Source organism: Streptomyces sp. NPDC007901 (assembly GCF_042959465.1).
Lineage (GTDB): Bacteria > Actinomycetota > Actinomycetes > Streptomycetales > Streptomycetaceae > Streptomyces.
The window spans coordinates 188,681-213,814 of record NZ_JBIBKW010000008.1; the positions used below are offsets into that span (position 1 = coordinate 188,681).

Consider the following 25,134-nt stretch of genomic DNA (forward strand, 5'->3'; position numbering starts at 1 on the left):
GGGCATCGGCGGGTGAGCAGACCTTGCAGGTGGGTGCGGGTCCTGCCGGTGCGTCCGGGGAAGCACTCGCCGCCGAGGTCGGCGCACCGCGGTCTCGGTCACGTCGAAGTCCATGGCGATCTGACCGACGGAGCGGTCACCACGGTGACACAGCTCAACGATCTCGTCCTTGAACTCCGGCGTGACCGAGCGGCGAAGCGCGGCTTCTTCATTCTCCCGCCGCACGGGTGTTGCCCGGCTATGCCCCTCCAAGAGAGCGCCAGAAGGCGCAGTGGTGTTCGGCCCCGTAGTCCGGCATCGTCGAGACGTTGTCCGGGCTGAGCTGCACGATGCCGTTGCCGCCGCCCTGGTACGCCGGCCAGTCGGGTTGGCCGTGTGCGTTGGGGTTGCCCCGCCCGGCGAACGTGGCCCAGTACCGCATGATCCGGTCGGACAGCGCCTTCTGCGCGGTGGTGAAGTGCGAGGGCTGCTGGGCGTAGCCGTTCTGGAAGAGAGAGGCCAGCTCGGAGCTGTGCGCCGAACCCATCTGGAAGCCCTTCGGCGGTTCGGGGACCGTCAGAGGCGGCGCGTTCGGGTCGTAGAACTCGTAGAAGTAGGTGGTGGTCTGCTCGGCGAAGATGTCAGCGGTCGACAGTTCGCCGCAGCCGCCCAGCCCTGCGGTCGCGCCGCTGTCGGTGAGGACCGCGGCCGTGGCGTAGGCGGGGTCGGTGTAGTCGGAGGCCGGGTACTCCGCGAGGATCTTGTCGGCCCGGTCGCCGAAGAAGGCACGGATCACAGAGTGGTATCCGTCCTCGGACTGCGGGAACGACGCCCCGATGTAGTGCAGTTCCGCCCGTGCCTCGTCCCGGGTGGTGCCCATCAGGACCGGCACCTTGTTCCAGTCGCCGGCCTTGACTGCCTCCAGTGGCTGGGTGGGCAGCGCGTTTCCGCCGGCCACCACGCTCCAGGCGCCCGCCGCGGGCACCTTGGCCATCGCGTCGTTCAGCTCGCCGACGGACTTGCGCCGCATGCAGGCCAGTTCCGCACGGGCGTCGGCTGCGGAGCAGCCCGCGGCCTTGACGATCGCCTGGTCCGTCTCCTGGTACGACGTCTTCGACGCGGTGGGGCAGGTTCCGCCGCTCTGCATGACCGCCGCGCTGAACAGGCCCTTGGCCGCCGGCGCGGCCAGCATGTTGCAGACCGAGAAGGCGCCGGCCGACTGGCCGTCGATCGTGACGCGGCCCGGGTCCCCGCCAAAGGCGGCGATGTTCTTGTTCACCCAGCGCAGGGCGGCCAGTTGGTCGAGGAAGCCGTAGTTTCCGGAGTTGCCCTGCTCGTGGTCGAGGGACGCCAGGGCCAGGAAGCCGAAGACGTTGATCCGGTAGTTGATGCTTACCACGATCGCGTCATTGGCCGCGGCGATTTTGGTGCCGTTGTACAGGTTGGCCGCGCCTGAGCCGTATCCGCCTCCGTGGATCCAGAACAGCACGGGCAGTTTTCTCACGGTGGTGTGCGCGGGCCGGTAGACGCTGAGGTACAGGCAGTCCTCGGTGACGCTCGCCTCACCGGGCCGCAGTCCGCCGACTGCCTGGGCACAGGCCGGAGGGTTGGCGGTCGCGGCGCGGACGCCCCGCCACGGGGTCACCGCGGCCGGCGGGCGCCAGCGGCGCTCACCGGTGGGCGGCGCGGCGTACGGGATGCCGAGGAACTTGTCCGTGGCGGCACTCCTGACCCCGCGCACCAAGCCGTCGTCGGTCCTCACCAGAGGAGCACCGCTCCCCTTCGCACTGCCTTCCGGCGACGCGTACACCACCGACGGTGCCATGAGTGCGATCAGGGCGAACAGGCAGGCGGCCAGGCCCGCCAGACCGAGTCGTCGGCCTCTTACGCCCAAGCCGACAAAGCGAAAACGTGATGGCATCTCACGCTCCGTTCGAGAAGGCGGCGTCGAACGACGCCGCGGGAGGGTCGAAGGCAAGGCGCCTGACGAAGGCCAGGGCCTCGGGAGTACCGACCAGGCGGTCCATGCCCGCGTCCTCCCATTCGACGGAGATCGGTCCGTCGTAACCGATGGTGTTGAGCATGCGGAAGCAGCTCTCCCACGGCACGTCGCCGTGGCCGGTGGAGACGAAGTCCCAGCCGCGGCGCGGGTCGGCCCACGGCAGGTGGGAGCCGAGGCGGCCGTTGCGGCCGTTGCCCACCTGGCGCTTGGCGTCCTTGCAGTCGACGTGGTAAATCCGTTCCCGGAAGTCCCACAGGAAGCCGACCGGGTCGAGGTCCTGCCAGACGAAATGGCTCGGGTCCCAGTTGAGCCCGAACGCCTCGCGGTGGCCGACCGCTTCGAGGGCGCGGGTGGTCGTCCAGTAGTCGTAGGCGATCTCAGAGGGGTGCACCTCGTGGGCGAAGCGCACGCCGACCTCGTCGAAGACGTCGAGGATCGGGTTCCAGCGGGCGGCGAAGTCGGCGTAGCCGTCGTCGATCATCGACTCGGGTACGGGCGGGAACATCGCCACGGTCTTCCAGATCTTCGATCCGGTGAAACCGACGACGGTACGGACACCGAGGCGTGCCGCCGCGTGTGCGGTCAGCTTCATCTCCTCGGCGGCGCGGCGGCGTACGCCTTCCGGGTCGCCGTCGCCCCAGACCCTGGGGTGGACGATGGCGCGGTGGCGCTCGTCGATCGGGTCGTCGCAGACGGCCTGACCGTTGAGGTGGTTGGAGATGGCGTGGACCTGGAGGCCGTACTTGTCGAGCAAGGCGCGGCGGCCGTCGAGGTAGGTGTCGTCCTCGGCGGCGCGGGCGACGTCGAGGTGGTCGCCCCAGCAGGCGATCTCCAGGCCGTCGTAGCCCCATCCGGACGCGAGCCGGCACACCTCCTCGAGGGGCAGGTCGGCCCACTGGCCGGTGAAAAGGGTGACGGGGCGGGTCATCGGCTCTCCTTTCGGTCCTGAACAGCGGTCCACTGAGAGTCATGCGCGGCGCTGTGTTCCACGGCTTCCAGCACCCGCTGCACCTGGAGGGCGTCGTCGAACGACGGCTCAGGGTCGGTGCCTTGGGCGATGGCAGTGATCAGGTCCACGACCTGGTGGGTGAAGCCGTGCTCGTAGCCGAGGCCGTGACCGGGGGGCCACCAGGCGGCGACATACGGATGCTCGGGCTCGGTCGCGACCACTCGGCGGAATCCGGCGCTCGCGGTGGGGTCGGTGCCGTCGAGGTAGTGCAGGACGTTCATGTCCTCGAAGTCGAAGGCGAGACTCCCCCGGTCGCCGTTGATCTCGATGCGCAGCGCGTTCTTGCGGCCGAGGGCGAAGCGGGTCGCCTCGAAGGTGGCCAGGCCGCCGCCGTCGAGACGGCTGAGGAAGACGGCGGCGTCGTCGACGGTCACCTTGCCCGATCCCGTGCCGTCCGGCAGCGGCCGCTTGTCGACGAACGTCTCGGTCAGGGCGCTGACCCCGGTGAGCCGTTCGCCGGTGAGGTACTGGGCCATGTCGACGATGTGGGAGCCGATGTCCCCGAGCGCTCCCGACCCGGCGCGGTCCTTCTCCAGCCGCCAGCTCATGGGGGTGGCCGGATCCGCCAGCCAGTCCTGCAGGTACTGGGCGCGGACGTGCCGTACGCGCCCGATCCGGCCCTCGGCGACGAGCCGCCGGGCGAGCCCCACGGCGGGTACGCGCCGGTAGGTGAAGCCGGCCATGGAGCGGATGCCGCGCCCGCTCGCGTCCCGGGCCGCCGCCGCCATCTCCTCGGCCTGCGCGACCGTGTTGGCGAGGGGTTTCTCGCACAGGACGTGTTTGCCCGCCGCGAGCGCGGCGACGGCGATCTCGGCGTGGGTGTCTCCGGGGGTGCAGATGTCGACGAGGTCGATGTCATCCCGCTGCACGACCTGACGCCAGTCGGTCGCGCTCTCCTGCCAGCCGAGCCGTCGGGCGGCCTGTGCCGCGCGTTCGGCGTCCCTGCCGACCAGTACGGCTTGCTCGGGAGCCAAGGGCATGTCGAAGAAGTGCGGCGCGGTCCGCCACGCCTGGGAGTGCGAGGCTCCCATGAACGCGTGTCCGACGAGGGCCACGCGCAGGGTGTCTCCGGGCAAGGTGTCACCGTCCTTCGAGGGGCAGGGTGCGGGCGATGTGGCGGGCGCCGGCGACGGCCAGGGCCACCGAGGTGAGCGTCGGGTTGCAGGCGGTCGCCGTGGGGATGACGCCGTTGCCGGCGACGTGCAGGCCCGGTACGTCCCAGACCTGGCCGATGGGGTCGCAGACCGAGGTGCCGTCGTCGGTGAGGCCCGCGCGGACGGTGCCCTGGTAGTGCAGCGACGCCCCGAGGGCGAGGGTGCGGGGTGCGTCGTCGAGGGGGTCGCCGAGGGCGTCGGCCGCCCGGCGGACCGCGGTGCGGGCCGCGTCGAGGGAGGCGTGGTCGCGTTCGGTGAGCCGGTAGTGGATGCGCATCGCGGGCATGCCGTAGGCGTCGCGACGGGCGTCGTCGAACTCCACGCGGTCCTCGGCCCGTACGTCCTTCGCGCAGAACCAGCCCAGGCCCACGATCGACCCGGGCGCCGGGACGTCGTCCCCGACCAGCGGGACGGGTGAGGCGTCGAGCTGCATCACCTGGCCGTGGAAGGGCTCGTCGTCCGTGTACGGCACCCAGCTGACGCCGCTGGACGGGGCGGTGGCCGTACCGGGTGCCGCCTGGACGTCGCGCAGGCGGACGGCGTACACGATCTGCGGCTGGTCGTTGAGGTACCGGCCGAGGGCGGGCGGCCGTACGCCGGAGGCCCACAGCAGTTGGGGGGTGCGCAGGGCGTCGGCGGCGACGACGACCCGTGCGGCGCGCACCTCGTGCTCGGTGCCGTCGCGCAGGTCGCGCACCAGGACGCCCGCGGCCCGGCCCTTCTCGACCAGTACGCGGGTGACCAGGGCCTCGGGGCAGAGGGTGTGCCGTGGGTTGGCGCGGGTGGCCTCGCCGTAGACGACGTCGGCTCCGGACCAGGTGACGCGGCCGTCGTCGTGGCGCCGTACCGCCAGGGGCATGGGCCGCACTCGGCGGGCCTGCGGGCGGTCGGCGTCCAGGGCGTCCGCCAGGCGTTTGCGGACCTCGGCGGCGAAGGGGGCGTCGTCGAAGGCGTGGGCGTCGACGCCGAGCAACCGCTCGGCCTCGTCGAGGAGTTCGTCCATCCCCGGCACGAAGCCGATGCGTTCGCCGCCGCCGGGGCGCGGGCACGCGGCCGTCCAGTGGGCGCCCATGCCGCCGACGTTGCTGGACATCGCCGCGTTCGGCAGGCCGTCCTCGCCGGGGCTCTGGTAGCCGTCGGGGAGGAGGAAGGTGCCGGGGCGGGAGAGGCGCCCGTCGGCGGGGGCCGGGGCCAGCCCCTGGGAGCGGAGCTGGGCGCGCTCGCGTTCGGCCGGGTCGGCGATGTTCTTCACGTGCACGCCCGGCGGGTCGGCCAGCAGGGGGCCCACCTCGAAGGTGGCCAGGTCCAGATCGGGGCGCTGCTCGGACAGGATGCGCGCGTAGGCGGCACCGCACGGTCCGCTGCCGACGACGGCCACGTCCACGCGCGTGGGGAAGTCCCTCCTCATCACTTCCCCGCTCCGGCCCCGAGCCGCAGCCGCTTGCGGTCACGGCCGCCGCCGGGCACCGGCATGTAGGAGATCCGCAACCGCACCGACACGGCGACGTCGTGGTCACCGGGAGCGAGCGGCGCGTCGGTCTCGAAGGCGAGGACGGCCCGCTCCCCCATCTCCCACCGGTCGTCGGTGACCTGGGGCAGCTCGGCGAAGGTGTAGGTGTTGCCGTGCACGCTGAAGGTGGTGCGCTCTGCGGGTACCGGGCGCTCGTCGAGGGTGAGGTCGACGGCCTCCACCATGGACAGGAACAGGCCCCGGTAGTAGGGCATCCTCACCTCCAGCTCGCCGCCCGGGCGGCCGTCACCCCGGGTGCGGAATCCGTCCTCGCAGACGATGTACTTGTCGAACACGGTGAAGCCTCTCCGCGGTGGTGGGTGGTGATCAGGCGGTCTCGCCGAGGAGGCGGGCGAGCAGCGTCTGCTGCCGGCGCACCTGCACGACGCTGTCGACGTGGAATGCGTCCTGGATGTGGCGGTTGCCCTCGTACTCACTGGAGAGGTAACCGGTGAAACCGCCGTCGACGAGGACCGGGACGATGTCCTCGTAGGGGATGCTGTACTCGGTGCCCTCGTCGGTCATCTCGTAGAACTTCGCCTGGATGTGCCCGGTGAAGGGCATGTGGGCGAGGAGTTCCTTGGGCTCCGTCCAGATGTAATGGGTGGCCTGCCGGGCCAGGGCGAACTCGACGGGCCCGCCGCCGCGGTAGTTGACGATGTCCATCAGCGCGTGGGTGTCGCCGTGGTCGTCGTAGGTGCGGACGATGTGGTCGACGAGGTCGGGCCGTGCCCCGTCGCGCAGGGCCCGCTCGCTCACCACGCGCGGAAACCGCCGTACGTGGATGCCCATGTCCGGCATCAACCCGAGGACGTGGGCGCCGGCGCGGTGCATGACCTCCAGGTGCTCCAGGATCCACGGGTGCCCGAAGTGGAACGGCGCGTGGACCTCCAGCAGCAGCCGCACCCCCTGGTCCTCGGCGTAGGGGGCGACGGCAGCCATCACCTCGGGTGAGAAGTTGACGGTGGCCTTCACGATCGGCGCGCCGAGACGTACCGCGATGTCGATGTCGCGGCGGACGCGGGCGGCCTGCTCGTCGAGGGTCAGCAGGCGGTCGGAGTGCAGCTTGGTGTCGAGGAAGGCGTTGGTGGCCACGGGCGTCGTACCGTAGGCGCGCATCCAGTCGTGCCAGCGCGTGACGAACTCGTCGGTCGGCTCGGGATAGCCGGGGACCGACTGCTCCGGGATGATCTCGATGCCGGTCGCGCCCATGCCGGCGGCGGCGGCCACGCAGTCCTCGACGGTCATGGTGCGCAGGAAGTACTCCTCCTGAAAGGAGTAGAGGCTGACTCCGCGGCGGATGGCGTGCGGCGGCCGACCAGAGATGGGGGTCATCGGCTGTCGTCTCCTTGCTCGGTCCCGTGGGGGCCAGTGTGTGCCCCGAGCTGGAATAAATACAAGATTCTGATTCTGTTTTTTTGGCGGAAGGTACCGCCCAAGACGAGGGACTCACACCCCTGTTCCTCCACTGGGAGCGAGCGTCAGCTCTTCTCAGCGTGGGCCGCGCGGTCGATCTCGGCGCGCATCTCCTCGTGCCGCCCATCCAGATCCCAGAAGGCCATCGTCACGGCCTGCGCCACGACGAGGAGCAACGGGACGCCGTAGAACAGCACGCGAATGGCGGTCACCGCCACCCCGCCCTCGTCGCCCGCCCGATAGCCGGCCAGAGCGAGTCCGTACGCGATCGCGGCCGAGCCGATGGCGGAACCGACCTTCGTGGCGAAGCTGATGCCGGACGACAGCAAGCCCTCGTGCCGCGTGCCGAACCGCCACTGCTGGTACTCCACGGTGTCCGCGACCATCGTGAACATCGACACCATCGACACCGCGATCGCGAGTGTGGCGATGATGTAGAAGGTGAGGAACACGGGGAAGGCACCCTCGGCCGGGTACAGCGCGGCCCAGGCGACGAAGCCCACCGCCAGCGCCTGCAGATTGCCGCGGCGCTTGCCGAAGCGGCGGTAGTACGGAGCGGCCACCAGGCCACCGACGATCATCGTGCCGGACACCAGCGGGAGCAGTACCGAGATCGCCCAGGGGGCGCGCAGCACCGCCAGGGCGAAGTACACGGTCACCCCGAGCACCAGGGACAGTCGTACGAAGTTGAGCACCCCGTAGACGAAGACCACCTTCCACGGCCGGTTTCCCCACAGCGTCCGCAGGGCGGCCGTCAGCCCGACCTGCTCGGATTCGGCGGGCAGGGCGTACCGCTCCTTGCAGGCGAGGAAGGTGACGGCGAAGAAGCAGACGCTCAGCACGCTGTAGATCGTGGTCGCGATGGTCCAGCCCCGCTGCTCACTGCCGGCCCCCAGCCAGGCCACGAACGGTGTCGTGGAGGCCGTCACGATGATGGATCCGACGGAACTGCCGATGGCCCTCAGACCGCCCATCTGCATCCGCTCGTCCGAGTCACGTGTCATCATCGGCAGCAGGGCACTGTAGGGGACGTTGACCAGGGAGAACAGCAGCCCCAGGGTCAGGTACGTGACGAACGCGTAGACGAGCTTCCCGCTGTCGCTCACGTCCGGGACCATGAAGGTCAGCACGCCGACGACCCCGAAGGGTATCGAGGCGAAGACCAGATAGGGGCGCGCCTTGCCCCAGCGGGACCTGGTGCGGTCCACGAGGACGCCGATGGCCGGATCGATCACGGCGTCGGCCAGCCTGGCGACGAGGAAGAGGGTGCCCAGGGCCGCGACAGGCACCTTGGCGACGTCGGTGTAGTAGTAGAGGAGGAAGCCTCCGACGAGGTTCCACGAGAGATTGGAGGCCAGGTCCCCGGCTCCGTAGCCGAACTTCTCCCGCCAGCCGAGGCGGGTGGTCACCCCCTGGGGCACCTGCGGTTTGACAGCGCTGATCGTCATGTCCAAGGCGCTCCGCTCCATTGCGTGGCACGACGCCGGACCGGCGCCCCTGGAGGAACAGAGCACACCACACTGGTGTCCAGCGCAAGACAGAGTAAATTCAAAATTAAGATTTTGGTTATTCCTCCAACAGCACCTCCCCAGGCACACCCGTCCCGGCCTGGAGCCTTGCCGCGAGGCGCGCCACCCGCGGGAAGCCGACCCGCCCCCGAGCACCACCGGCACCGGAAGCCCGCCGCGCGCGCCGCGGGCGACATCCTCCCGCACACCCGCGATCACGCCGACCGTCGGCGCGCTCGGCGCGCATGGACAGGAGCACCAGCTGTCACGAGGTCACGCGGCTCGACCACTTCCCAGACCTAGAACCAATATGTAGATTCTGTTTAATCGAGATCGCATCCTGTCGGCTGCGTCCCCTCCCCCTCCCTGGAGTTGATCAGGCATGAACGAGCTCCGCTGGAGCTACATGGACCACTGGCGGGTGGACAGCCCACGCGGCCCGGTGACCCAGTACGCCGCCCGCCGTCACATGGACGACTTCGTCAAGCAGATCAGTGCGGTCGGTTTCGAGGGCCTGGACATGTTCGACTTCCAGGTCTACGCCCTGTCCGGCATGTTCGGTTCCGTCGAGAACTACCAGCGCTATCTGCGCGACCACGGCATCGAGAAGATCGTCAATCTGTTCCGCGGCATCATGTACGACCCGCGCATCGCCGACGCCCACGTCCGCGAGACGCACGACGAGATCGTCGGGAGCACCCGACGGATGCTCGGCATGTGGGACGCCCTCGACATCGAGAGCCTCATCGTGATGCCGGCCAGCCTCTACACACAGACCGCGCCGGTCACCGACGACAAGATCAAGGCGGCGGCCGAGTGCTGGAACCGGGTCGGGGAGATGACCCTGACGGAGTTCGGCGTCCGCACCACCTGTCACCACGAGTTCTTCTGCGCCATCCGCACCGAGGACGACATCCGCAAGTTCTACGAGTTCACCGACCCCCGGTACGTGTCGTTCTTCTGCGACACCGCCCAGCACTGCATCGCCGGCATCGACCCCGTCACCCTCTTCATGGACCTGCACGAGCGCTGCTCGGGCTTCCACTTCAAGGACACCCGGCAGCGGGACACCACCGAGGCCTACAAGCACAGCCCGGACGCCGAGCTGATGGCCCCGCAGACCGACCAGTGGTTCCACGAGATGGGCACCGAGGGCGGTCTGGTCGACTTCCCGCGGCTGATGCGCGCAATCAAGGACGTCGGCTACACCGGCTGGATCACCGTCGAGCACGACAAGGTCAACATCGGCGGCGACTACGCCGAGGCCACCGCCCTGTCCATGTGGTACGCCCGCAACGTCCTGTCGGAGATCTACGCATGAGCCCCCGCATCCGTCTCGGCTACGCCGTCAACCAGTGGAAGCCGAACTTCGACGACTTCACCCGACCCGAACAGCACGAGCGCGCCCTGAAGGTGATCGCCGCCTGCGGGTTCACCGGCGTCGAGCTGTGCGGCGGCACCGGCCGCTGGGATCCGCTCGGCCGGCCCGCGTCGATCGCGGCGACCTACGGTTCCACCAGGGCCTTCCTCGACATCGTCCGGGGTACGGGTCTCGAGGCGGTGTCCAGCTGGTACGTCGACCCCGGTGAGCCCGTGGACGAGGAGCTCAGCCGCGGCCGGTCCATCCTGGAGCGCGCCCGACACGGCGAGATCACCGAGGCTCTGCTGCCCTTCGCCGAGTTCCTGGCCACGGCGGGTGGCACCCGGCTGGTGGTGCGGGCTCTGCCGGCCGCCTGGACCCTGGACCGGCCGCTGCCGGGCGCGGCGATCACCGATGCCGCGGCTGGCTGGAACAGCGTGGGCGCCGCCGTCGCGGAGACCGGCGTACGGCTGTCCCTGCACGTGGACTGCCTGAGCGCCGCGGCCGAGGAGAAGACACTGTCCGCGCTGCTCACCGAGACCGACCCGGCCCTGGTGGGTCTCACGCTCGACACCGCCGAGCTGACCGTCGCCGGGCTGGACCCCGTGCGGCTCTTCGACACGCACCACGACAGGGTGGACCACCTGCACCTGAAGGACACCCGGTACGTCGACGAGAACGGTGAACGCCTCGCGCCGCACGCGGAGGCGAGCATGCTGTCCGAGGGCGGAGCCCGCGGCATCGAGCGCTGGTTCTACGAGTGCGGCACCACCGGCGGGCTCGTGGACTTCCCCGCCCTGGCGGAACGGCTGCGCGCCCACGACTGGTCCGGCTGGGCCGTCTTCGAGAGCGAGCAGACACCGAACCCGGCCCGCAGTGCGATGCTCAACGGCTGGTACGCACAGCGGCTGCTGCGCGGCTGACACCTCGCGCGGGGCGGCGGCCGGTTGTCGCTTCCCTCCCGGCCGGCGCCCCGCGTGCCGGCTCACCCCGCGGTCACCGTCGCGGGGGCTTCCCTCTCCGTTTCAGGAGCAACCATGTCCCGTCCCGTCCCTCTGTCCGTCAACGTCGAACTCCTCTTCAAGGAGGCCGGAGACGATCTGGGTGAGCGCATCCGCGCCGCCGCCGACCATGGCGTCGACGTGGTCGAGATCTGGTCGCACAGCGACAAGGACCTGGAGTCGATCCGCAAGGCCCTGGAAGCCACCGGCTCGTCCCTGCACACCCTGCTCGTCGAGGGCCGGCTCACACTCGCCGACGCCCGCACCCACGAGGAGTTCCTCGGTCACGTCCGGGCCGCGGCGGAGGTTGCCGCCCGGCTGGGCTGCACCCGCATCGTCACCGGCTCGGGCGTGGGACTGCCGTACGTGAAGCGTGCCGTGCAGCACGGCATCCTCGTCGACGCGCTGAAGGCGGGCGCCGAGATCGCCGCCGACCACGGCGTGACGATCCTGCTGGAGAACCTCAACACCCGGGTGGACCACCCGGGCACCCTGTTCGACACCACCGCCGAATGCCTCGCCGCGGTGCGTGAGGTCGACTCCCCCGAGCTCGCCCTCCTGTACGACCTCTACCACTCACTGCAGATGGGTGAGGCGCCCGAGCGGGAACTGACCGGCGCCATGGACCTCGTCTCACACGTACAGATCGCCGATCTGCCGAACCGCACGGAGCCGGGCACCGGAACCGTCGACTGGGCCGCGCAGCTCCACGGTCTGCGACAGCTCGGCTACGAGGGCCCGATCGGTCTCGAGTACCACCCCACCATCGAATCGGCCGCATCACTGCGGTCCGTCCAGGAGGTCGTCGCGGCGCTCTGATCGCGACAGCCGAAACGGGCGGGGAGAGGCGGTGAACGCCTCTCCCCGCCCGTTTCGGCTACAGCTTCGGCTACAACTCGTGGACAAGCGTCTGCACGATGTCCTCCGCGGACCGGCCGACGAGGACCTCATGCCGCCCCTCGATCACGGACCAGCCTCCCCCCGCGGCGTCCCATCGCTGCCACGTACGCTCGTCGAGCTCCACTTCCACCTCGGCGTCCTGCCCCGCGTCGAGCCGGATCCCGGTGAAGCCGGCGAGCCGGGCATCCGTCTCCCCCGGCGCCCGGATGTAGACCTGGACGACCTCACGCCCGCCGCGCTCCCCTGTGTTGGTGACCGGAAGGCGCACCGCCCAACACCCTCCGCTCGGAACGAGCGAGGCCGCCCCGAGCCGCCAGGTCGTGTAGCCGAGTCCGGCGCCGAAGGCGAATCGGGCCTTGGTGCCGCTGCGCCTCAGATGCCGGTACCCGGTGGGTTCTCGGTAGACACGACGCAGATCGGCGTCGAGCGTCTCACCGTGCGTCGCACGGTCGGCGTCGCACAGGGGCACCGTGACGGGCATCCGGCCACCGGGCTCGTCGTCCCCGGCCAGCACACCCGCCAGAGCCGTGCCGTACCCCTGCCCGGCGAACCAGCTCTGCAGCACGGCGGGGACCGAGTCGGCCCAGGGGGCGTCCACGGGCCGTCCCGCGTTGACGACCACGACCGTGCGCGGATTCGCCCGGGCCACCGCCTCGACGAGTCCGAGCTGGGCCTCCGGCAGAGCGGAGTGTTCGAGGTCCTTGCTCTCCCGCGATGTCTCCAGTTCGTCGCCCACGACCAGTACGACGGCGTCGGCCGACGCGGCCGCCTGCCGCGCGCGCTCCAGGGCTCCAGGAGTGGCCGGCGGCGTGCAGCCCACGGTCAGCGCCTGCACCGGGCCGCCCGTCGAGACCATCTCGACGACCACGGTCACCGGTTCCCCCGCCCTCAGTTCCCACTGCGCGGTCGTGGTCTCGGCGCGGGCCACCTGCCCCATCAGATCCCCGGCGGCGGGGGCCGGGCGCCGGGCGAGCACCACGCCGTCGACGGACAGCACGGTCGCACCGGATCCACCGGCACCGAATGTCCAGTGTCCGCCGGCCTCAGGGGTGAGCACGGCTGTGAGCCTGAGCGTCATCGGCTCCGTGGTCGGCCCGACGCCCGGGATGTCCCCGAACCAGATGAACGCGCTGTCCGCGCGGACTTCGGTCAGGGCGACGTGTCCGTCGCGCAGATGCTCCAGCCGCACTCCGGGCTCCTTGTCCGGAGTGGTGACCCGGAAGGCACCCAGGGAGTCGGGCGGCACCGTGTCGACCCCGGGTTCGTACACGACATCGCAGAGGGGACCGAAGCGTTCCCTCATCGCCTGGAGCGGGGTGGCCGCGACCTGTTCCGGCCGGATCCGGCCGAACGTCGCTCCCTGGTAGCAGGGCCGGCCGGCGTTCGGTCCGATGACGGCGAGCCGTCGCAACCCGGCCGGGTCGAGCGGGAGCAGCGTGTCCTCGTTGCGGACCATGACGAACGAGGCGGCGGCAGCCCGGACGAGTGTCTCCTGTGCCTGTTCGCGCGGTACGTACGCGTCACCGGCGGCCACCTGCCGGTGGGCACCCTCGATGCCGCCGACCCGCCGGGCCAGACGCAGCAGTCTCTCCACCGCGTCGTCCAGCCGTGCCCGCGGCACCTCACCCCGTTCCACCGCCTCGGCGAGCCGCACACCGTAGTGGATCGCCGGACCGGGCATCTCCAGGTCGAGGCCGGCGAGCGCCGGGCCGACCGTCTCCTTGAGGGCGAAGTAGTCGGAAACGACCACCCCGTCGAAACCCCACTCCTCCTTCACGATCGCCAGCAGTTCGGCGTGGGCCGTGCACGGTGTGCCGCCCAGCCGGTTGTAGGCGGCCATCAACCCCCAGGCGCCGGCCCGCACAGCCATCTCGAAGGGGCGCAGGTAGACCTCACGCAACGCCGTGTCGTCGACCTCGGCGCTCATCCGCTGTCGCGCCGTCTCCGTGTCGTTGCAGACCAGGTGCTTGGGGAACGCCGCGACGCCCTGTCCCTGCAGGCCTGTCACGAAGGCCGCACCGAGCACGCCGGCCAGCAACGGGTCCTCCGACAGCATCTCGAAGGTCCGGCCGGACAGCCCCGTCCTGGCCAGATTGAGGTTGGGGGCGTAGATCGCGTCGAAACCGCGCCGACGTGCTTCCGATGCCTGTGCCGCGGCCACCGCGCCGACCACTTCCGTGTCCCAGGTCGCTCCCAGCGCGATGCCGCTGGGCAGCAGCAAGGAGGTCTCGCGCTCGTCGAAGGTCGGACTGACCAGGCCCAGAGGCCCGTCGACCAGGAACAACGACCGCAGCCCCAGGGCCGGCTCGTCCAGGGTGCTCCAGCCTGTCTTTCCCGCGGTGAGGGAGGCGGCATCCAGGGGCGGGTACGCGGAGGCGTGCATGGCGACCTCTCGATGTGCGGGTGGGTGGTGCGACGACGGCGCGGGAAGAACACCGCCACTTCACTAGAACCAGAATATTAATTCTGCTCAAACCTAGGCAGCCGAGGTCCGGCCAGTCAATACCGAGCTCACCCCTTGACGGCCATGCAGCCCTCACGTATTTTCAGAATCGCAATTCTGATTCACTGTTGGGGGGGTTCTCCCATGCACTTCTCCGTCTTCCTCGTCGGCCGCTCCCTGGGACCGGCCGACGATCCCTTCACCGCCTACGCACCGACGTCCGGCGACCCCCTCCGCTTCGCCGTGTACCTGGCCTCCCGGACGCAGAACGTGCACCACGGCTTCTCCGTGACGACCCTGCCTCTGCACCGTCCGGTCCGCCTCGCCGAACACGTGAACCTGCTCGACCACGGCCCCCCGCAAGGGCGCGGTGGTCCAGCGCATCGTTCCCGCCGGCGGCGAACCCTCGACGGCCTTCCAGACGTGCCTGAACCCCTACCGCGCCACCATGAGCCACCTCCGGTCACCCGCAGCCGGAGACCGACGAGCAGGCGCGTGAGGAGGTGGAGATCATCCTCGCCGCCTACCAGGAGGCCATCCTCATGGGTTTCGCCAACGGGCCTCTCGCCCCGGGGCGCTACGCCCTGCCCCAGTCCTCGCTGCGCCTCTTCGCCTCCGAGGTCATGCCTCACTTCCGAAAGGACTCCACCCCGATGAGTCACCTGATCGTCGGCATCGGCGGCACCACCCGCGCCGGCTCCAGCAGCGAGCTCGCTGTCCACACCGCCCTCGCGGCCGCAGAACGGCGTGGCGCCCGCACGGTGCGCTTCGGAGGCGACTTCCTCGCCGCACTCCCCCACTACGCACCCGAAAGCGCCGAACGTACCGACCAGCAACGCCAACTGGTCGAGGCGGTGCGCCAGGCGGACGGCCTGGTGATCGGCTCCCCCGGCTACCACGGCGGTGTCTCCGGCCTCGTCAAGAACGCGCTCGATCTGCTGGAGGACCTTCGCGAGGACGAACGCGTGTACTTCGACGGGCGGGCCGTCGGGCTGGTCGTGACGGCGGCCGGCTGGCAGGCATGCGGCACCACCCTCGCCGCCCTGCGCAGTACCGTCCACGCCATGCGCGGCTGGCCCACCCCGCTCGGCGTCACACTCAACTCCGGCCAGGGCCCGCTGTTCATGCCGGACGGCACCTGCGCCGACCCCACCACCGCTGCCCAGCTCGACCTGCTGGCACGACAGGTCCAAGAGTTCGCCCAGCGCTTCGCCGCTCCCACAGGGGCGGTACGTGTCGCCTGAGTCCGAAGAGTACGCGCGCCTCCCCCTCGTCCCGCGTATCCCTCGTTGCCGGAGCCCGCGGGGTGACGCGAGGAGAAGGCGGGCCGCGGGCGGTTCCCGCACGGTCGCCGACCACGACCGGGCGGCATGTCACGCTGCATACACTGACTGAATGCCCACCACGCCACAGAAGCCCCCACAGACCGGCGGTATCCGCGCCCCCAAGCAGGAGCGTAGTCAGCGCTCCTTCGACCTGGTTCTCGACACGACCCTCGAGCTCCTCTCCGAGAAGGGCTACTCCGGTTTCGCCCTGACCGAGGTCAGCCGGCGCTCCGGGGTGTCGGTGGGTTCGATCTACACCCGGGTCGACGGCAAGGACGACCTCTTGCGGGCGGCACAGGCCCGGTTCCAGGAACGCCTGCTCGCCGCGCAGCGCGAAATGACCGACCCGCAGCACTGGGCCGGCGTGCCGCTCGCCCAACTCGTCCCGCAGCTCATCGCGCAATTCGCCGACGTGCTGAACCAGCAAGGAAGGACCCTGGGCGCCTTCCTCCAGCGAGGCGCCGTCGACCCGGCCGTGGCCAAGGTCGGCAAAGCCGGGTACATGGACGCCCGCGACCGGTTCATCGACCTGATCCTCTCCCGCCGCGACGAGATCCGGCACCCGGACCCGATTCGCGCCGTCGGCTCCTGCTTCACCACGGTCTACGCCGCGCTCGCCAGGGCGTTGGCCCTCGACGTCGCTCCGGAGGCCGCGGAGGGCAGCGACTTGCCTACACTGATCGAAGACCTCGGCGCGATGACGCTCGCCTTCTTGCGCTACGAAGGACAATGAAGGCTGTCCGCAGCCGCTGTCACGGGTCGGACGATCTTGCGGTGTCCGGTGCGATCACGGCGTCCGAGCCGTCCTGGACAGCTCCGTTCAGGGGCCCGCGGTCCCTCGGCGACCCGGCCAAGGCGGCGGGGCGGCCCGCCGAGTTCCACGAAGGTCCTGCCCGGACCACGCCGTACGACGACAAACCGCCGGGGCGTACAGGCCGGCATGACGATCCGGCCGGCGCAGGGCGGATCTGCCGGAAAACGCAAAGCGCGAGCTGGGCGCCTTCTCCGAACCACCGTGGGCTGGGAGACGCAGTAGCCGTCGCGCACCGGCTGAGATCGGCATCCGGCGAGCGGACGCCGCCGCCGAAGCCGGCGGCCTGACGGTCCGGTACGGCCGGCGACTGCGTTGCGGCGAGTCCACGCACGTGCCGTCGGAGGCGACCAGCCTGGCACTGTTGTCCGCGTGGAGCGTGACACCGAGGGGGATGGCCCAACCCCATGGCGTGGACTGCCGGGCTACGGGAAGCCAGGGTGGTCCCACAGGCCTGCCACCCAACGGCCGTCACCACAGGACCAACGGCTGCAGGTCCGGAGCGTTCCTGACCGGCCCCGAGATTCCGCCGCGGTAGCCAGGAGAGCCGACGATCGGGCCGTCCGCCCTGCTCACGGCGTGGATGGTGTACCCGGTTTCAGGTCCCCAGATCGTCGTCGAGCGGTTCGCCGGTGCATCGACCGTACGCTGGACCGAGTCGCATGCCGCCGCGGTCCGGGCATGGTCACGATCGGTGAGCCGGTAGTGGATGCTCAACCCGGGCGCGCCGTAGGCGTGGTTGTGGCACTCCGCCCGGTCGGACGGTCAGGCGGTTTCGCCGAGCAGCCGGGCGAGCATGGTCTGCTGACGGCGGACCTGCTCCACGCTGTCCACCGGGACCGCGTCCTGAATATGCCGGTTGCCCTCGTACTCACTGGAGAGGTAACCGTCGAACCCGCCCTGGAGAAGAACGGGGATGATCTGCGCGTACGGAATGCTGTACTCGTCCCCGTCATCGGTCATCTCGTAGAACTTGGCCTGGATGTGCCCGATGAGGGACATGTGGTCGAGCATGGCCTTCGGCTCGCTCCAGATGTAGTGGGTGGCCTGTCGCGCGAGCCCGAACTCCACCGGTCCGCCGCCCCGGTAGTTGACGATGTCCATGAGGGCGTGGGTGTCCTCGTGGTTGTCGTAGGTGCGCACGATCAGGTCGACGAGGTCCGGCCGCGCGCCGTCGCGCAGCGCGCGTTCGCTCACCACCCTGGGGAAGCGCTGGACGTAGGTGCCCATGTCGGGCATGAGGCCCAGCGCGGGCGACTGGAGGCGGTACATGACGTCGAGGTGCTGGAGGATCCAAGCGTGCTCGTAGTGGAACGGGGCGTGCACTTCGAGGAGCAGACGGACGCCCCGTTCCTCGGCGTGGCCGGCTACGGACTCCATGACCTCGGGCGGTGTGTTGATGATCATCCGGACGACGGTGGCACCGAGGCGCACGGCGATGTCGATGTCGCGGCGGACCGATGCCACCTGTTCCTCGTGGCTGAGCCGTCGCCCGGGGTACAGCTTGGTGTCGAGAAACAGGTCGGTCGCCACCGGGACGGTGCCGTAGCGGTCCATCCAGCCGTGCCAGTCGGCCACGAAGGCGTCGGACAGGTCCGGGTAGCCGGGGATCGACTGCTCGGGGATGATCTCGATGCCGCGCGCGCCCGTGCTCGCGGCGGCTGCGACGCAGTCCTCCAGCGTCATCGTGCGCAGGAAGAACTCCTCCTGGAAGGAGTAGAAGCTGACTCCGCGCCTGATCGTGCGCGGGCGGGGCGTGAACGTGTCGGCCATGGATCCTGGTCTCTCCTCGGGGAGTGACGGCTTGGGCGGATGCCGGGGGTGGGGGCCCGGTCGGTGGCTACGGGGTCAGGCCTTGAGCCCGCCGGAAAAGCCGCGCATCAGGTGTCGTTGCGCGGCGACGAAGAGGATGAGGACGGGCAGCAGTGCGACGAGGATCCCCGCGAAGACGAGGTTCCAGCGGGTCGCCACCGAGCCGACGAACTCGTAGATCGCCAGCGGGAGAGGCACCTTGTCCGTGCCGGACAGGAAGATCAGCGGTGTGAAGAAGTCGTTCCAGACCAGGATTCCGCAGAGGGTGGCCACCGTCGCGGTCACCGGCCGCAGCTGCGGGAAGATCACACGTCGGAAGGTCAGGAAAGGCGTCGATCCGTCCAACAGGGCCGCTTCCTCGTAGTCCTTGGGCATGGCACGGATGAACCCGGTGTAGAGAAACACCGCCATGGGGATCCACATACCGCCATAGAGCAGGATGATCCCCAGGTAGCTGCCTACCAGGCCCAGGGAACGCATCATCGAGTACAGCGGGATCAGCCCCAGCTGGAAGGGCACGATGATGCCGATCACGAACAACAGGTAGAAGGCGGCGCTCCAGCGGCCGGGCCGGCGAGCGATGGTGTAGGCGCAGAGGGAGCCGACCACGATCAGCAGGGCGACGCTGCCACCCGTGATGATCAGGCTGTTGAGCAGGGCGCGGCCGAGGTGTGCGGTGCTCCACGCCTCGTCGTAGTTGCCGACGTCGAGGCTGGTGGGCAGGGCGGTCGGGGCGCTGAAGATCTGGCTGTCGGGCTTCACCGACGTCATGACCAGGAGGTAGAAGGGGAAGAGCCACACCAGCCCGGCCACGATCATCGCGATCTCGCGGGCAAGGGTGCGCCGGGTGTAGCGCTGCATTCCGGAGTTCATCGCATCCGCCTCTCACGGGAACGCAGAACGAGGAGTTGGGTGACCGAGGCGAGGGTGATCACGACGGTGAGGATCACGGCCAGGGCGGTTCCGTACCCGAACCGGCCGAGACTGAAGGTCTGCTCGTAGATGACCGTGGACAGCGTGTCCGTCTTCCCGGCGGGGCCGCCGCCCGTGAGCGCGACGACCTGGTCGAAGATACCGAGAGCCATGATGGTGGTGAGGGTGAGCGCGATCGTGGTGGCGGGAGCCAGTAGGGGCAGGGTGATCGCGCGGAAGCGGCGCCAGGGGCCCGCCCCGTCGACCGAGGCCGCTTCGGTGAGTTCGGCGGGAATGGACTGCAGACCGGTCAGGTAGATGATCATGGCCAGGCCGGTGAACTGCCAGACGGTCACCGCCGCCACCGCCCACTGGGCCCAGGTGGGGTCGGCGAGCCAACTCCGTTCCCAGGAGCCCAGTCCGACGGCGCCGAACAGGTGGTTGAGCGGTCCGTCGATCTGGAAGATGTAGCGCCAGATGTAGGCGGTGGCCAGCGGGCTGAGGACGGCGGGTGCGAAGAACACGGCGCGTACGATGTTGCGCGTCTTGATCGCCGAGTCCAGTGCGAGGGCGAGGGACATGCCGAGTACGTTGCTGGCGGCCACGACGGTCAGCGCGAGCACGAGGGTGTTGACCAACGCCTGCCGGGAGTCCGGGTCCTCGACGATCGTCCGGAAGTTGTCCAGGCCGACGATGTTGTAGACCGAGCTGAGCCCGTTCCAGTCGGTGAACGCGTAGTTGGCGCCGAGGACCGTGGGGACGTAGCGCACAGCGAGCAGGAGCAGCAGCCCCGGGGCCAGCCAGATCAACGGTGCCGTGGCGCGGCGCCGTGGGCGGCGCCCCGGCCGGTGTTCGGTCTTGGCGGCCGGGGGCGCCTCAAGGGTTGTGGTCACGGAATCTCCCTGCGAGGTCGGGGTGAGGGCGAAGGAGGCGCCCCATCGCTTTCGTCAACCGTTTGAGGAGGACAGATGCCGGCGGGCGCGGCGCTGCCCGCCGGCACCCGCGCTCACTTCTGCTTCCAGGCGTCGTCCATGCTCTTCAGGACATCGGCGGGGCTCTGCTGGCCGGTCAGCAGGCCCTGGACGCCCTTGCCCAGGTCGCTGTAGACCTCGGGGTTGGGCCACGGGAGGTTGATCATCGGGAAGTTGTGCTTCTCGTCGGCCAGGATGCCGGAGATTCCGCTCAGCGCGGGGTCGTCGAGCGTTCCCTTCAGCGGCAGGTTGCCGGTCGCCTTGGCGTAGACCTCGTCGCCGCCGCCCGTGGCGACGTACTTCAGGAACGTGGTGGCGGCTCCGTTCTTGGCTCCCTTGGTCGAGATGGCCAGCGCGTCGGACTGGGAGGAGTAGATGTTCGTTCCCTCCGCGGTCACACCGGGCAGCGGGTGGGCTTCCAGTTCCAGGTTCGGCGCTATGCCGCGCAGGGCGGCCAGCGCGCCCGTGGGGATGACGAAGGACAGGGCCTTGCCCTCCGCCAGGGCCGGGGCCGCCTGGGGGATGTCGGCCGCCTCGACTCCCTTCTGGAAGCACCCGGCCTTCTTCATGTCGACGATCGCCTGGACGGTGCTCCGCCAGCCCTTGCTGCCGGCGAACGTGGTCTTGCCCTGTGCGCGCTCGGAGTTGAATTCCGGCTGGTCGGCGAGCACGTAGTTGGCGGCGAGAGCGACGGCGAACAGTCCGGAGTTCTCCGCGCTGGCACCGGCCAGGGAGAGCAGGGACTTGCCCTGGCTGTTCACCTTCTTGCAGGCGGTCAGGAGTTCGTCCATCGTTCTGGGGATCTCGATGCCGCTCTTCTTGAGGGCGGTCGTGTTGTACACCTGGGCGACGACCACCCGGTCGAACGGGATGCCCCACAGGCCCCCGTCCTGGTAGAAGAGCTCGCGGGCGTTGGTGTCCACCAGGCCCTTGGTCCAGGACTGCTTGGCCAGATCGGCGGTGAGACCGGCATCGGCCAGGTTGAGCAGGGAGGTGAGGCCTCCCGCGCCGGGCGCCGCGTAGAAGACGTCGGGCTGGTTGCCGCCGCGGAGCCGGGTCCGCAGCGAGTCGGCGTAGCTGGTGCCGATCGGCAGGTACTCCGACTTCACCTTGATGCCCGGGTACTTCTTCTCGAAGGCCGCGATGACCGTGTCCAGGGGTTCCGGCTTGTTCCCACTGGCCTGGCCGAGGAGGGTGAGGGTACCGCTGTCGGCGGGGGCGGCCACGGCTGCCGAGGAGGCGGCCTGGTTCTTGGTTCCGCCTCCGCCCCCACATGCGGACAGACTGAGTGCCCCGGCCGCTGCGAGTGCGATGACGAGGGTCGAACGGGAGGCTGCTGACATGGTGCTGCCTTTCGGGTTGGCGCTGGTCCGGCCTTCGCGGGGAGAGGACGGTGCCGACGGCGGAGGAACGTGTCCTGATGTCTGGGCGGCAGACGGGCATGGGCCCCGGCATGGAGTGCGGCGCGGGGAGGCGGCGGTGGGTTCACATGGCGCTCGGGAAGGACCGTCGGGTACGGCGGGCGTCCGAACGGCGCGGAGCGGGTCGGTGTCGAGCGGTCCCGGCACCGGACCGGAAGGGGTGTCACCGGGGGGAGGGAGCGGATCGTGTGGCGCGCTGTTCCGTGTGTCCGACCAGAAGCGCCGGCACCGACTCACCGGGGTGGGGTGGTACCCCTCCGCCCGTGCGGTGCCCGGCCAGTGGGCCGGGCACCGGCGGCGGATAACTTGTCGGGTTGGGCCACAATGCCTCCTCCGCCGTACCCGACCCGTTCTGGCGGGTGCATCACGTTACGGGCGAGTGTGCGCGCCGTAACGAACAAATTCAAGATTCTGATTCTAAAAATAAAAAGTGACCTAAGTCACTGTCTCGACGGCGGGGTCAGGCGACATCAGCTGAGCCGAGGCCACCGCCCGCCGGGCGGTGGCCACAACGCGTGCGGTACGGCACGCACGTTCCCGCCCCCGTCCCCGCGGAAGCACGGACTCAGAACCCGTCCTCCGGCGAGGAGGGAGCCGGTTCCGGCGACGCACCCCGCGGCAGAGCCAGGCCGCAGAAACCGGCTCCGAGAACCACTCCGGCGGCGACCAGCAGAGCGAGGCCGAAGCCCTGGGTCGTGGCCGCGTCCTCACTGGTACGCCCTGCGGCCGTGAGGGCGACCGTACGCGTGGCCGCCAGCGTGACCAGGACGGCCAGGCCAACGGCGCCGCCGATCTGCTTGGCGGTGTTGAGCAGACCCGAGGCGAGCCCGGCCCTGTCCGGCCCGGCGCCCGCGACCGCGGTCAGCGTCAGTGGCAGCCCGGCCACACTGAGCCCCGCCATGGAGAGGAACAGCGGAACCGCGACGGGCCCCGCGTAACCACTGTCCGGGCCGAGCCGCGACAGCCACACCAGGGACGCCGCGGCTAGCAGCGAACCGGCCAGGAACACCATGCGAGGGCCGAGAACGCCGACCAGCCGGGAGGCGGCCGCCGCGCCGAGCGCGACACCGGCGGCGCTGGGCAGCAGGGCCACACCGGCCCACAAGGGCGTCAAGCCCTTCACGTTCTGCAGATAGAGGGAGAGGAAGAACATGGTCGCCGGCAGCACACCACTGATCACGAGCGCCAGCGTGTTGGCCGTCATCAGCGGGCGGACACGGAACACCGCCGGGGGAACGAGCGGGTGACGGGCACGCCGTTCCCACAACAGGAAACCGGTAAATAGCAGCACAGCCGCCGCCAGAAGGGACAGGGTGAACGCCGAGGTCCAGCCGTGGCCCTCCGATACCACGATCGCCGCCACCAGACCGGAGGTTCCGAGGGTCACCGCGAGCGAGCCCGGCACGTCCAGCCGCCCTCGCACCGAGCCGCGCACCGCGCCCGGCAGTGTCCCGGCAGCGGCGAGGGACAGGACGACCCCCAGGGGCACGTTGACGAACAGCACCCAGCGCCACCCGAGCAGCCCGGTGAGCAGCCCGCCGAAGACGCCTCCCAGCGCTCCACCCGCCCCGGCCGCCGCAGTCAGCACGGCGAGCGCTCGGGCTCTGGCACGGGGGTGGGGGAAGGTGGTCGTCAGCACGGTCAGTGTCGTGGGCACCAGCAACGCGCCGCCCAGCCCCTGGACGAAACGCGCCGCGACCAGTTGCCAGCCCGCCTGGGCCAGGCCACCCGCCAGGCTCGCCGCGGTGAACAGCGCCAGCCCGGCGAGGAAGACACGTCTGGTCCCCAGCAGGTCGGCGGCGCGCCCGCCGAGCAGCAGGAAGCCGGCGAAGGTCAGGGCATAGCCGTTGACCACCCACTGCAGCCCGCCGGGCGAGAGACCGAGGCTCTCGCGCATCGACGGCAGCGCCACGTTGACGATCGACACGTCCAGCACACAGATGAACTGAGCCGCACAGGCGATCGCCAGGATCACCCACGGGCGGCTCCGGGCGACGGCGCCGAGGTCGGGGCCGTGGTCCGTGTGCTGCTCCGGAGAGGGCGTCACAGTTCGACTGCCAGATGGTTCGAGAACTCGGTCGACGACCTGCCCACGAGGACCTCGTGCCGACCGGGTGCGACCCGCGAGCGCGCGTCGGCGATGTTCCGACGGGCGAAGGCCCACCTTTCCGGGGGCTGGTTGGCGCAGGCGCCCCGCAGCGTCTCCGGCTCCTCGGGGCCGGGGCCTGTCGAAGCACCCACGGCCCTCTCGCGGGTGTGAGTGTCGCCGCTCACCGGGACCGGAACCTCGGCATGACCTCGGTGGCGAAGAGCTCCAACGAGCGCTTGCCCCATTCCGTGCGCTCCGGGGTCAGCGTCCCGCCCAGGAAGGCGCCGAGGACGTTGCCGATACCCACGTCGGCGACCTCACGCAGGTGCTCGGTGACCGTTTCCGGGCTGCCCCACAGGCACCAGGTGCGCTGCCAGCCGGGGTTGCGGGCATTGTGCACGGCTCCGAGCTCGACGCCGCTGAGCCGCTCGGCGGCCTTGTTGGCCGTGTGTTCGCGCTCAACCGCCTTCTGGTACAGGTCGATTATCAGCTGGAACTCGTCCTCGGCCTGCTCGTCGGTCGGTGCGACATGCACATGTTGGTAGGTGTGCGTGGTCCAGCTCAGCGCGTGGTCCACCAAGTCCTGCGGATGGCCGGCCGCCTCCAGGGCGTCTCGGTAGGCGCCGAAATGCCTGCGAAGGTGCGACAGGGGCTCGCCGTCGTCGAGCACGGGCGGAGTGAAGGCGGGAACAAAGGCCGGCTGCGCGAGATCGGCGGCCCGCTGGGTGCTGGAGGGACGCAGTGCCACCGACATGAGCTGCGGGCCCTGCGCCGAGTGCGCGACGGGCACGATACGGGAGACGACGGCACCCTTGTACGGCCCGTTGTCGAAGACTACCGGCTCGTCGTCCGGCTTCTTGTCCCACAGCCGTCGCACGATTTCCAGGTTGGACACGGAGAGCTGCGGGGTGTCCTTGTAGTTGATGCCCAGCCCGATCATCTCCTCGGGCGTGGTGCCGCTGCCGGTGCCCACGAGGACCTTGCCGTCGGTCAGCTGATCGAGAAGGTTCAGCCGCTCGGCGAAGCGGACGGGGTGGTGCAGCGGAATCGTCTGCACCGAGAAACCGAAGTGCAGCCTGGGCAGAAGAGCCGCGAGATAGGCGGCGAACATCATCGGGTCACTGGCCGGCGGGGCGTACCCGGTGAAGTGGTGGTCCGGCAGGAACACCGCGTCGAACCCGAGCCGCTCGACGTCGACGGCGTGCTGGACCATCGCGTTCATGACGTCGCGGTCCTCGTGCGGGCCGGCAGATCGGGTGGTGAGAAAGGCGGAGAAGCGCACAGAAACCTCCTGGCCGATGCAACGGATCGGGTAAGTGGTCGCGGGGAAATACCTTCGAGGGAATCGGACCGTGACGATCCCTGGAGAAGCCGACGCGACGATGACGCCCCTGCCACCGCGGCACGGACGGGCACACCGGTGAGCTCTTCCGGCGCGCGTCAGGACGGCACTCGCGCCCGCCTTACGGGCAGGACGGTGCCGCACGGTGACAAGCCACCCGGCCGGGTCC

The 25,134-nt window shown here is 69.9% G+C and carries 20 protein-coding genes; 5 read left to right on the top strand and 15 right to left on the bottom strand.

What is annotated here, in order from left to right:
• Positions 1-238 precede the first annotated feature (238 nt).
• From ACFZDK_RS26340 to ACFZDK_RS26370, 7 genes are all read right to left on the bottom strand, one after another.
• A complete protein-coding gene (locus ACFZDK_RS26340; protein ID WP_390976150.1) occupies positions 239-1,741 on the bottom strand; it encodes a carboxylesterase family protein in 1,503 nt (500 codons plus the stop codon).
• 160 nt (positions 1,742-1,901) lie between these two features.
• Positions 1,902-2,909, bottom strand: coding sequence for a TIM barrel protein (locus ACFZDK_RS26345; protein WP_390976152.1), 1,008 nt, complete (start codon positions 2,907-2,909; stop codon positions 1,902-1,904).
• A complete protein-coding gene (locus tag ACFZDK_RS26350; protein ID WP_390976153.1) occupies positions 2,906-4,066 on the bottom strand; it encodes a Gfo/Idh/MocA family oxidoreductase in 1,161 nt (386 codons plus the stop codon). The genes ACFZDK_RS26345 and ACFZDK_RS26350 overlap by 4 nt, the downstream gene beginning before the upstream one ends.
• Positions 4,067-4,070: 4 nt before the next feature.
• Positions 4,071-5,552, bottom strand: a complete 1,482-nt coding sequence (locus tag ACFZDK_RS26355; protein WP_390976154.1) for a GMC oxidoreductase — start codon at positions 5,550-5,552, stop codon at positions 4,071-4,073.
• On the bottom strand, positions 5,552-5,950 hold the full coding sequence (locus tag ACFZDK_RS26360) for a DUF6379 domain-containing protein (RefSeq protein ID WP_365792862.1): 399 nt from the start codon (positions 5,948-5,950) through the stop codon (positions 5,552-5,554). The genes ACFZDK_RS26355 and ACFZDK_RS26360 overlap by 1 nt, the downstream gene beginning before the upstream one ends.
• Positions 5,951-5,981: 31 nt before the next feature.
• A complete protein-coding gene (locus tag ACFZDK_RS26365; RefSeq protein ID WP_390976157.1) occupies positions 5,982-6,989 on the bottom strand; it encodes a TIM barrel protein in 1,008 nt (335 codons plus the stop codon).
• Positions 6,990-7,135: 146 nt separating this feature from the next.
• On the bottom strand, positions 7,136-8,518 hold the full coding sequence (locus ACFZDK_RS26370; RefSeq protein WP_390976159.1) for a glycoside-pentoside-hexuronide (GPH):cation symporter: 1,383 nt from the start codon (positions 8,516-8,518) through the stop codon (positions 7,136-7,138).
• 442 nt (positions 8,519-8,960) lie between these two features.
• Here ACFZDK_RS26370 and ACFZDK_RS26375 point away from each other — a divergent pair, with 442 nt between their 5' ends.
• From ACFZDK_RS26375 to ACFZDK_RS26385, 3 genes are all read left to right on the top strand, one after another.
• Positions 8,961-9,899, top strand: a complete 939-nt coding sequence (locus tag ACFZDK_RS26375) for a TIM barrel protein (RefSeq protein WP_390976160.1) — start codon at positions 8,961-8,963, stop codon at positions 9,897-9,899.
• Entirely contained in the window at positions 9,896-10,861 is a 966-nt protein-coding gene (locus ACFZDK_RS26380) for a sugar phosphate isomerase/epimerase (protein WP_365792868.1), read from the top strand. Before ACFZDK_RS26375 ends, ACFZDK_RS26380 begins: the two co-directional genes overlap by 4 nt.
• A 114-nt stretch (positions 10,862-10,975) precedes the next feature.
• The gene (locus tag ACFZDK_RS26385; protein WP_390976162.1) at positions 10,976-11,758 is read left to right on the top strand and encodes a TIM barrel protein; all 783 of its coding nucleotides are present in this window, start codon (positions 10,976-10,978) and stop codon (positions 11,756-11,758) included.
• A gap of 70 nt (positions 11,759-11,828) precedes the next feature.
• On the opposite strand, the gene ACFZDK_RS26390 is transcribed toward ACFZDK_RS26385, so the two are convergent.
• A complete protein-coding gene (locus tag ACFZDK_RS26390; RefSeq protein ID WP_365792872.1) occupies positions 11,829-14,222 on the bottom strand; it encodes a glycoside hydrolase family 3 C-terminal domain-containing protein in 2,394 nt (797 codons plus the stop codon).
• 563 nt (positions 14,223-14,785) lie between these two features.
• On the opposite strand from ACFZDK_RS26390, the gene ACFZDK_RS26395 reads away from it, so the two are divergent.
• Positions 14,786-15,526: an NADPH-dependent FMN reductase gene (locus ACFZDK_RS26395; protein WP_365792876.1), complete on the top strand. Its 741-nt coding sequence runs from the start codon at positions 14,786-14,788 to the stop codon at positions 15,524-15,526.
• Between the two features lie 151 nt (positions 15,527-15,677).
• Positions 15,678-16,340 carry a TetR/AcrR family transcriptional regulator gene (locus ACFZDK_RS26400; protein WP_365792878.1) on the top strand — a complete coding sequence of 221 codons (663 nt, stop codon included), beginning with the start codon at positions 15,678-15,680 and terminating at the stop codon, positions 16,338-16,340.
• 843 nt (positions 16,341-17,183) lie between these two features.
• On the opposite strand, the gene ACFZDK_RS26405 is transcribed toward ACFZDK_RS26400, so the two are convergent.
• The 7 genes from ACFZDK_RS26405 to ACFZDK_RS26435 all read right to left on the bottom strand — a co-directional run bounded on the left by ACFZDK_RS26405 (position 17,184) and on the right by ACFZDK_RS26435 (position 24,905).
• Complete coding sequence (locus ACFZDK_RS26405; protein ID WP_365792880.1) at positions 17,184-18,191, bottom strand: TIM barrel protein; 1,008 nt, start codon at positions 18,189-18,191, stop codon at positions 17,184-17,186.
• A 75-nt stretch (positions 18,192-18,266) separates the two neighbouring features.
• Positions 18,267-19,103, bottom strand: a complete 837-nt coding sequence (locus tag ACFZDK_RS26410; RefSeq protein WP_365792882.1) for a carbohydrate ABC transporter permease — start codon at positions 19,101-19,103, stop codon at positions 18,267-18,269.
• A complete protein-coding gene (locus tag ACFZDK_RS26415) occupies positions 19,100-20,035 on the bottom strand; it encodes a sugar ABC transporter permease (RefSeq protein WP_365792884.1) in 936 nt (311 codons plus the stop codon). The genes ACFZDK_RS26410 and ACFZDK_RS26415 overlap by 4 nt, the downstream gene beginning before the upstream one ends.
• A gap of 113 nt (positions 20,036-20,148) precedes the next feature.
• Positions 20,149-21,456, bottom strand: coding sequence for an extracellular solute-binding protein (locus ACFZDK_RS26420; RefSeq protein WP_390976166.1), 1,308 nt, complete (start codon positions 21,454-21,456; stop codon positions 20,149-20,151).
• 643 nt (positions 21,457-22,099) lie between these two features.
• On the bottom strand, positions 22,100-23,581 hold the full coding sequence (locus tag ACFZDK_RS26425) for an MFS transporter (protein ID WP_365792888.1): 1,482 nt from the start codon (positions 23,579-23,581) through the stop codon (positions 22,100-22,102).
• On the bottom strand, positions 23,578-23,808 hold the full coding sequence (locus ACFZDK_RS26430) for a hypothetical protein (protein WP_390976169.1): 231 nt from the start codon (positions 23,806-23,808) through the stop codon (positions 23,578-23,580). The genes ACFZDK_RS26425 and ACFZDK_RS26430 overlap by 4 nt, the downstream gene beginning before the upstream one ends.
• Positions 23,805-24,905 carry an LLM class flavin-dependent oxidoreductase gene (locus ACFZDK_RS26435; RefSeq protein WP_365792892.1) on the bottom strand — a complete coding sequence of 367 codons (1,101 nt, stop codon included), beginning with the start codon at positions 24,903-24,905 and terminating at the stop codon, positions 23,805-23,807. Before ACFZDK_RS26435 ends, ACFZDK_RS26430 begins: the two co-directional genes overlap by 4 nt.
• Positions 24,906-25,134: the final 229 nt, after the last annotated feature.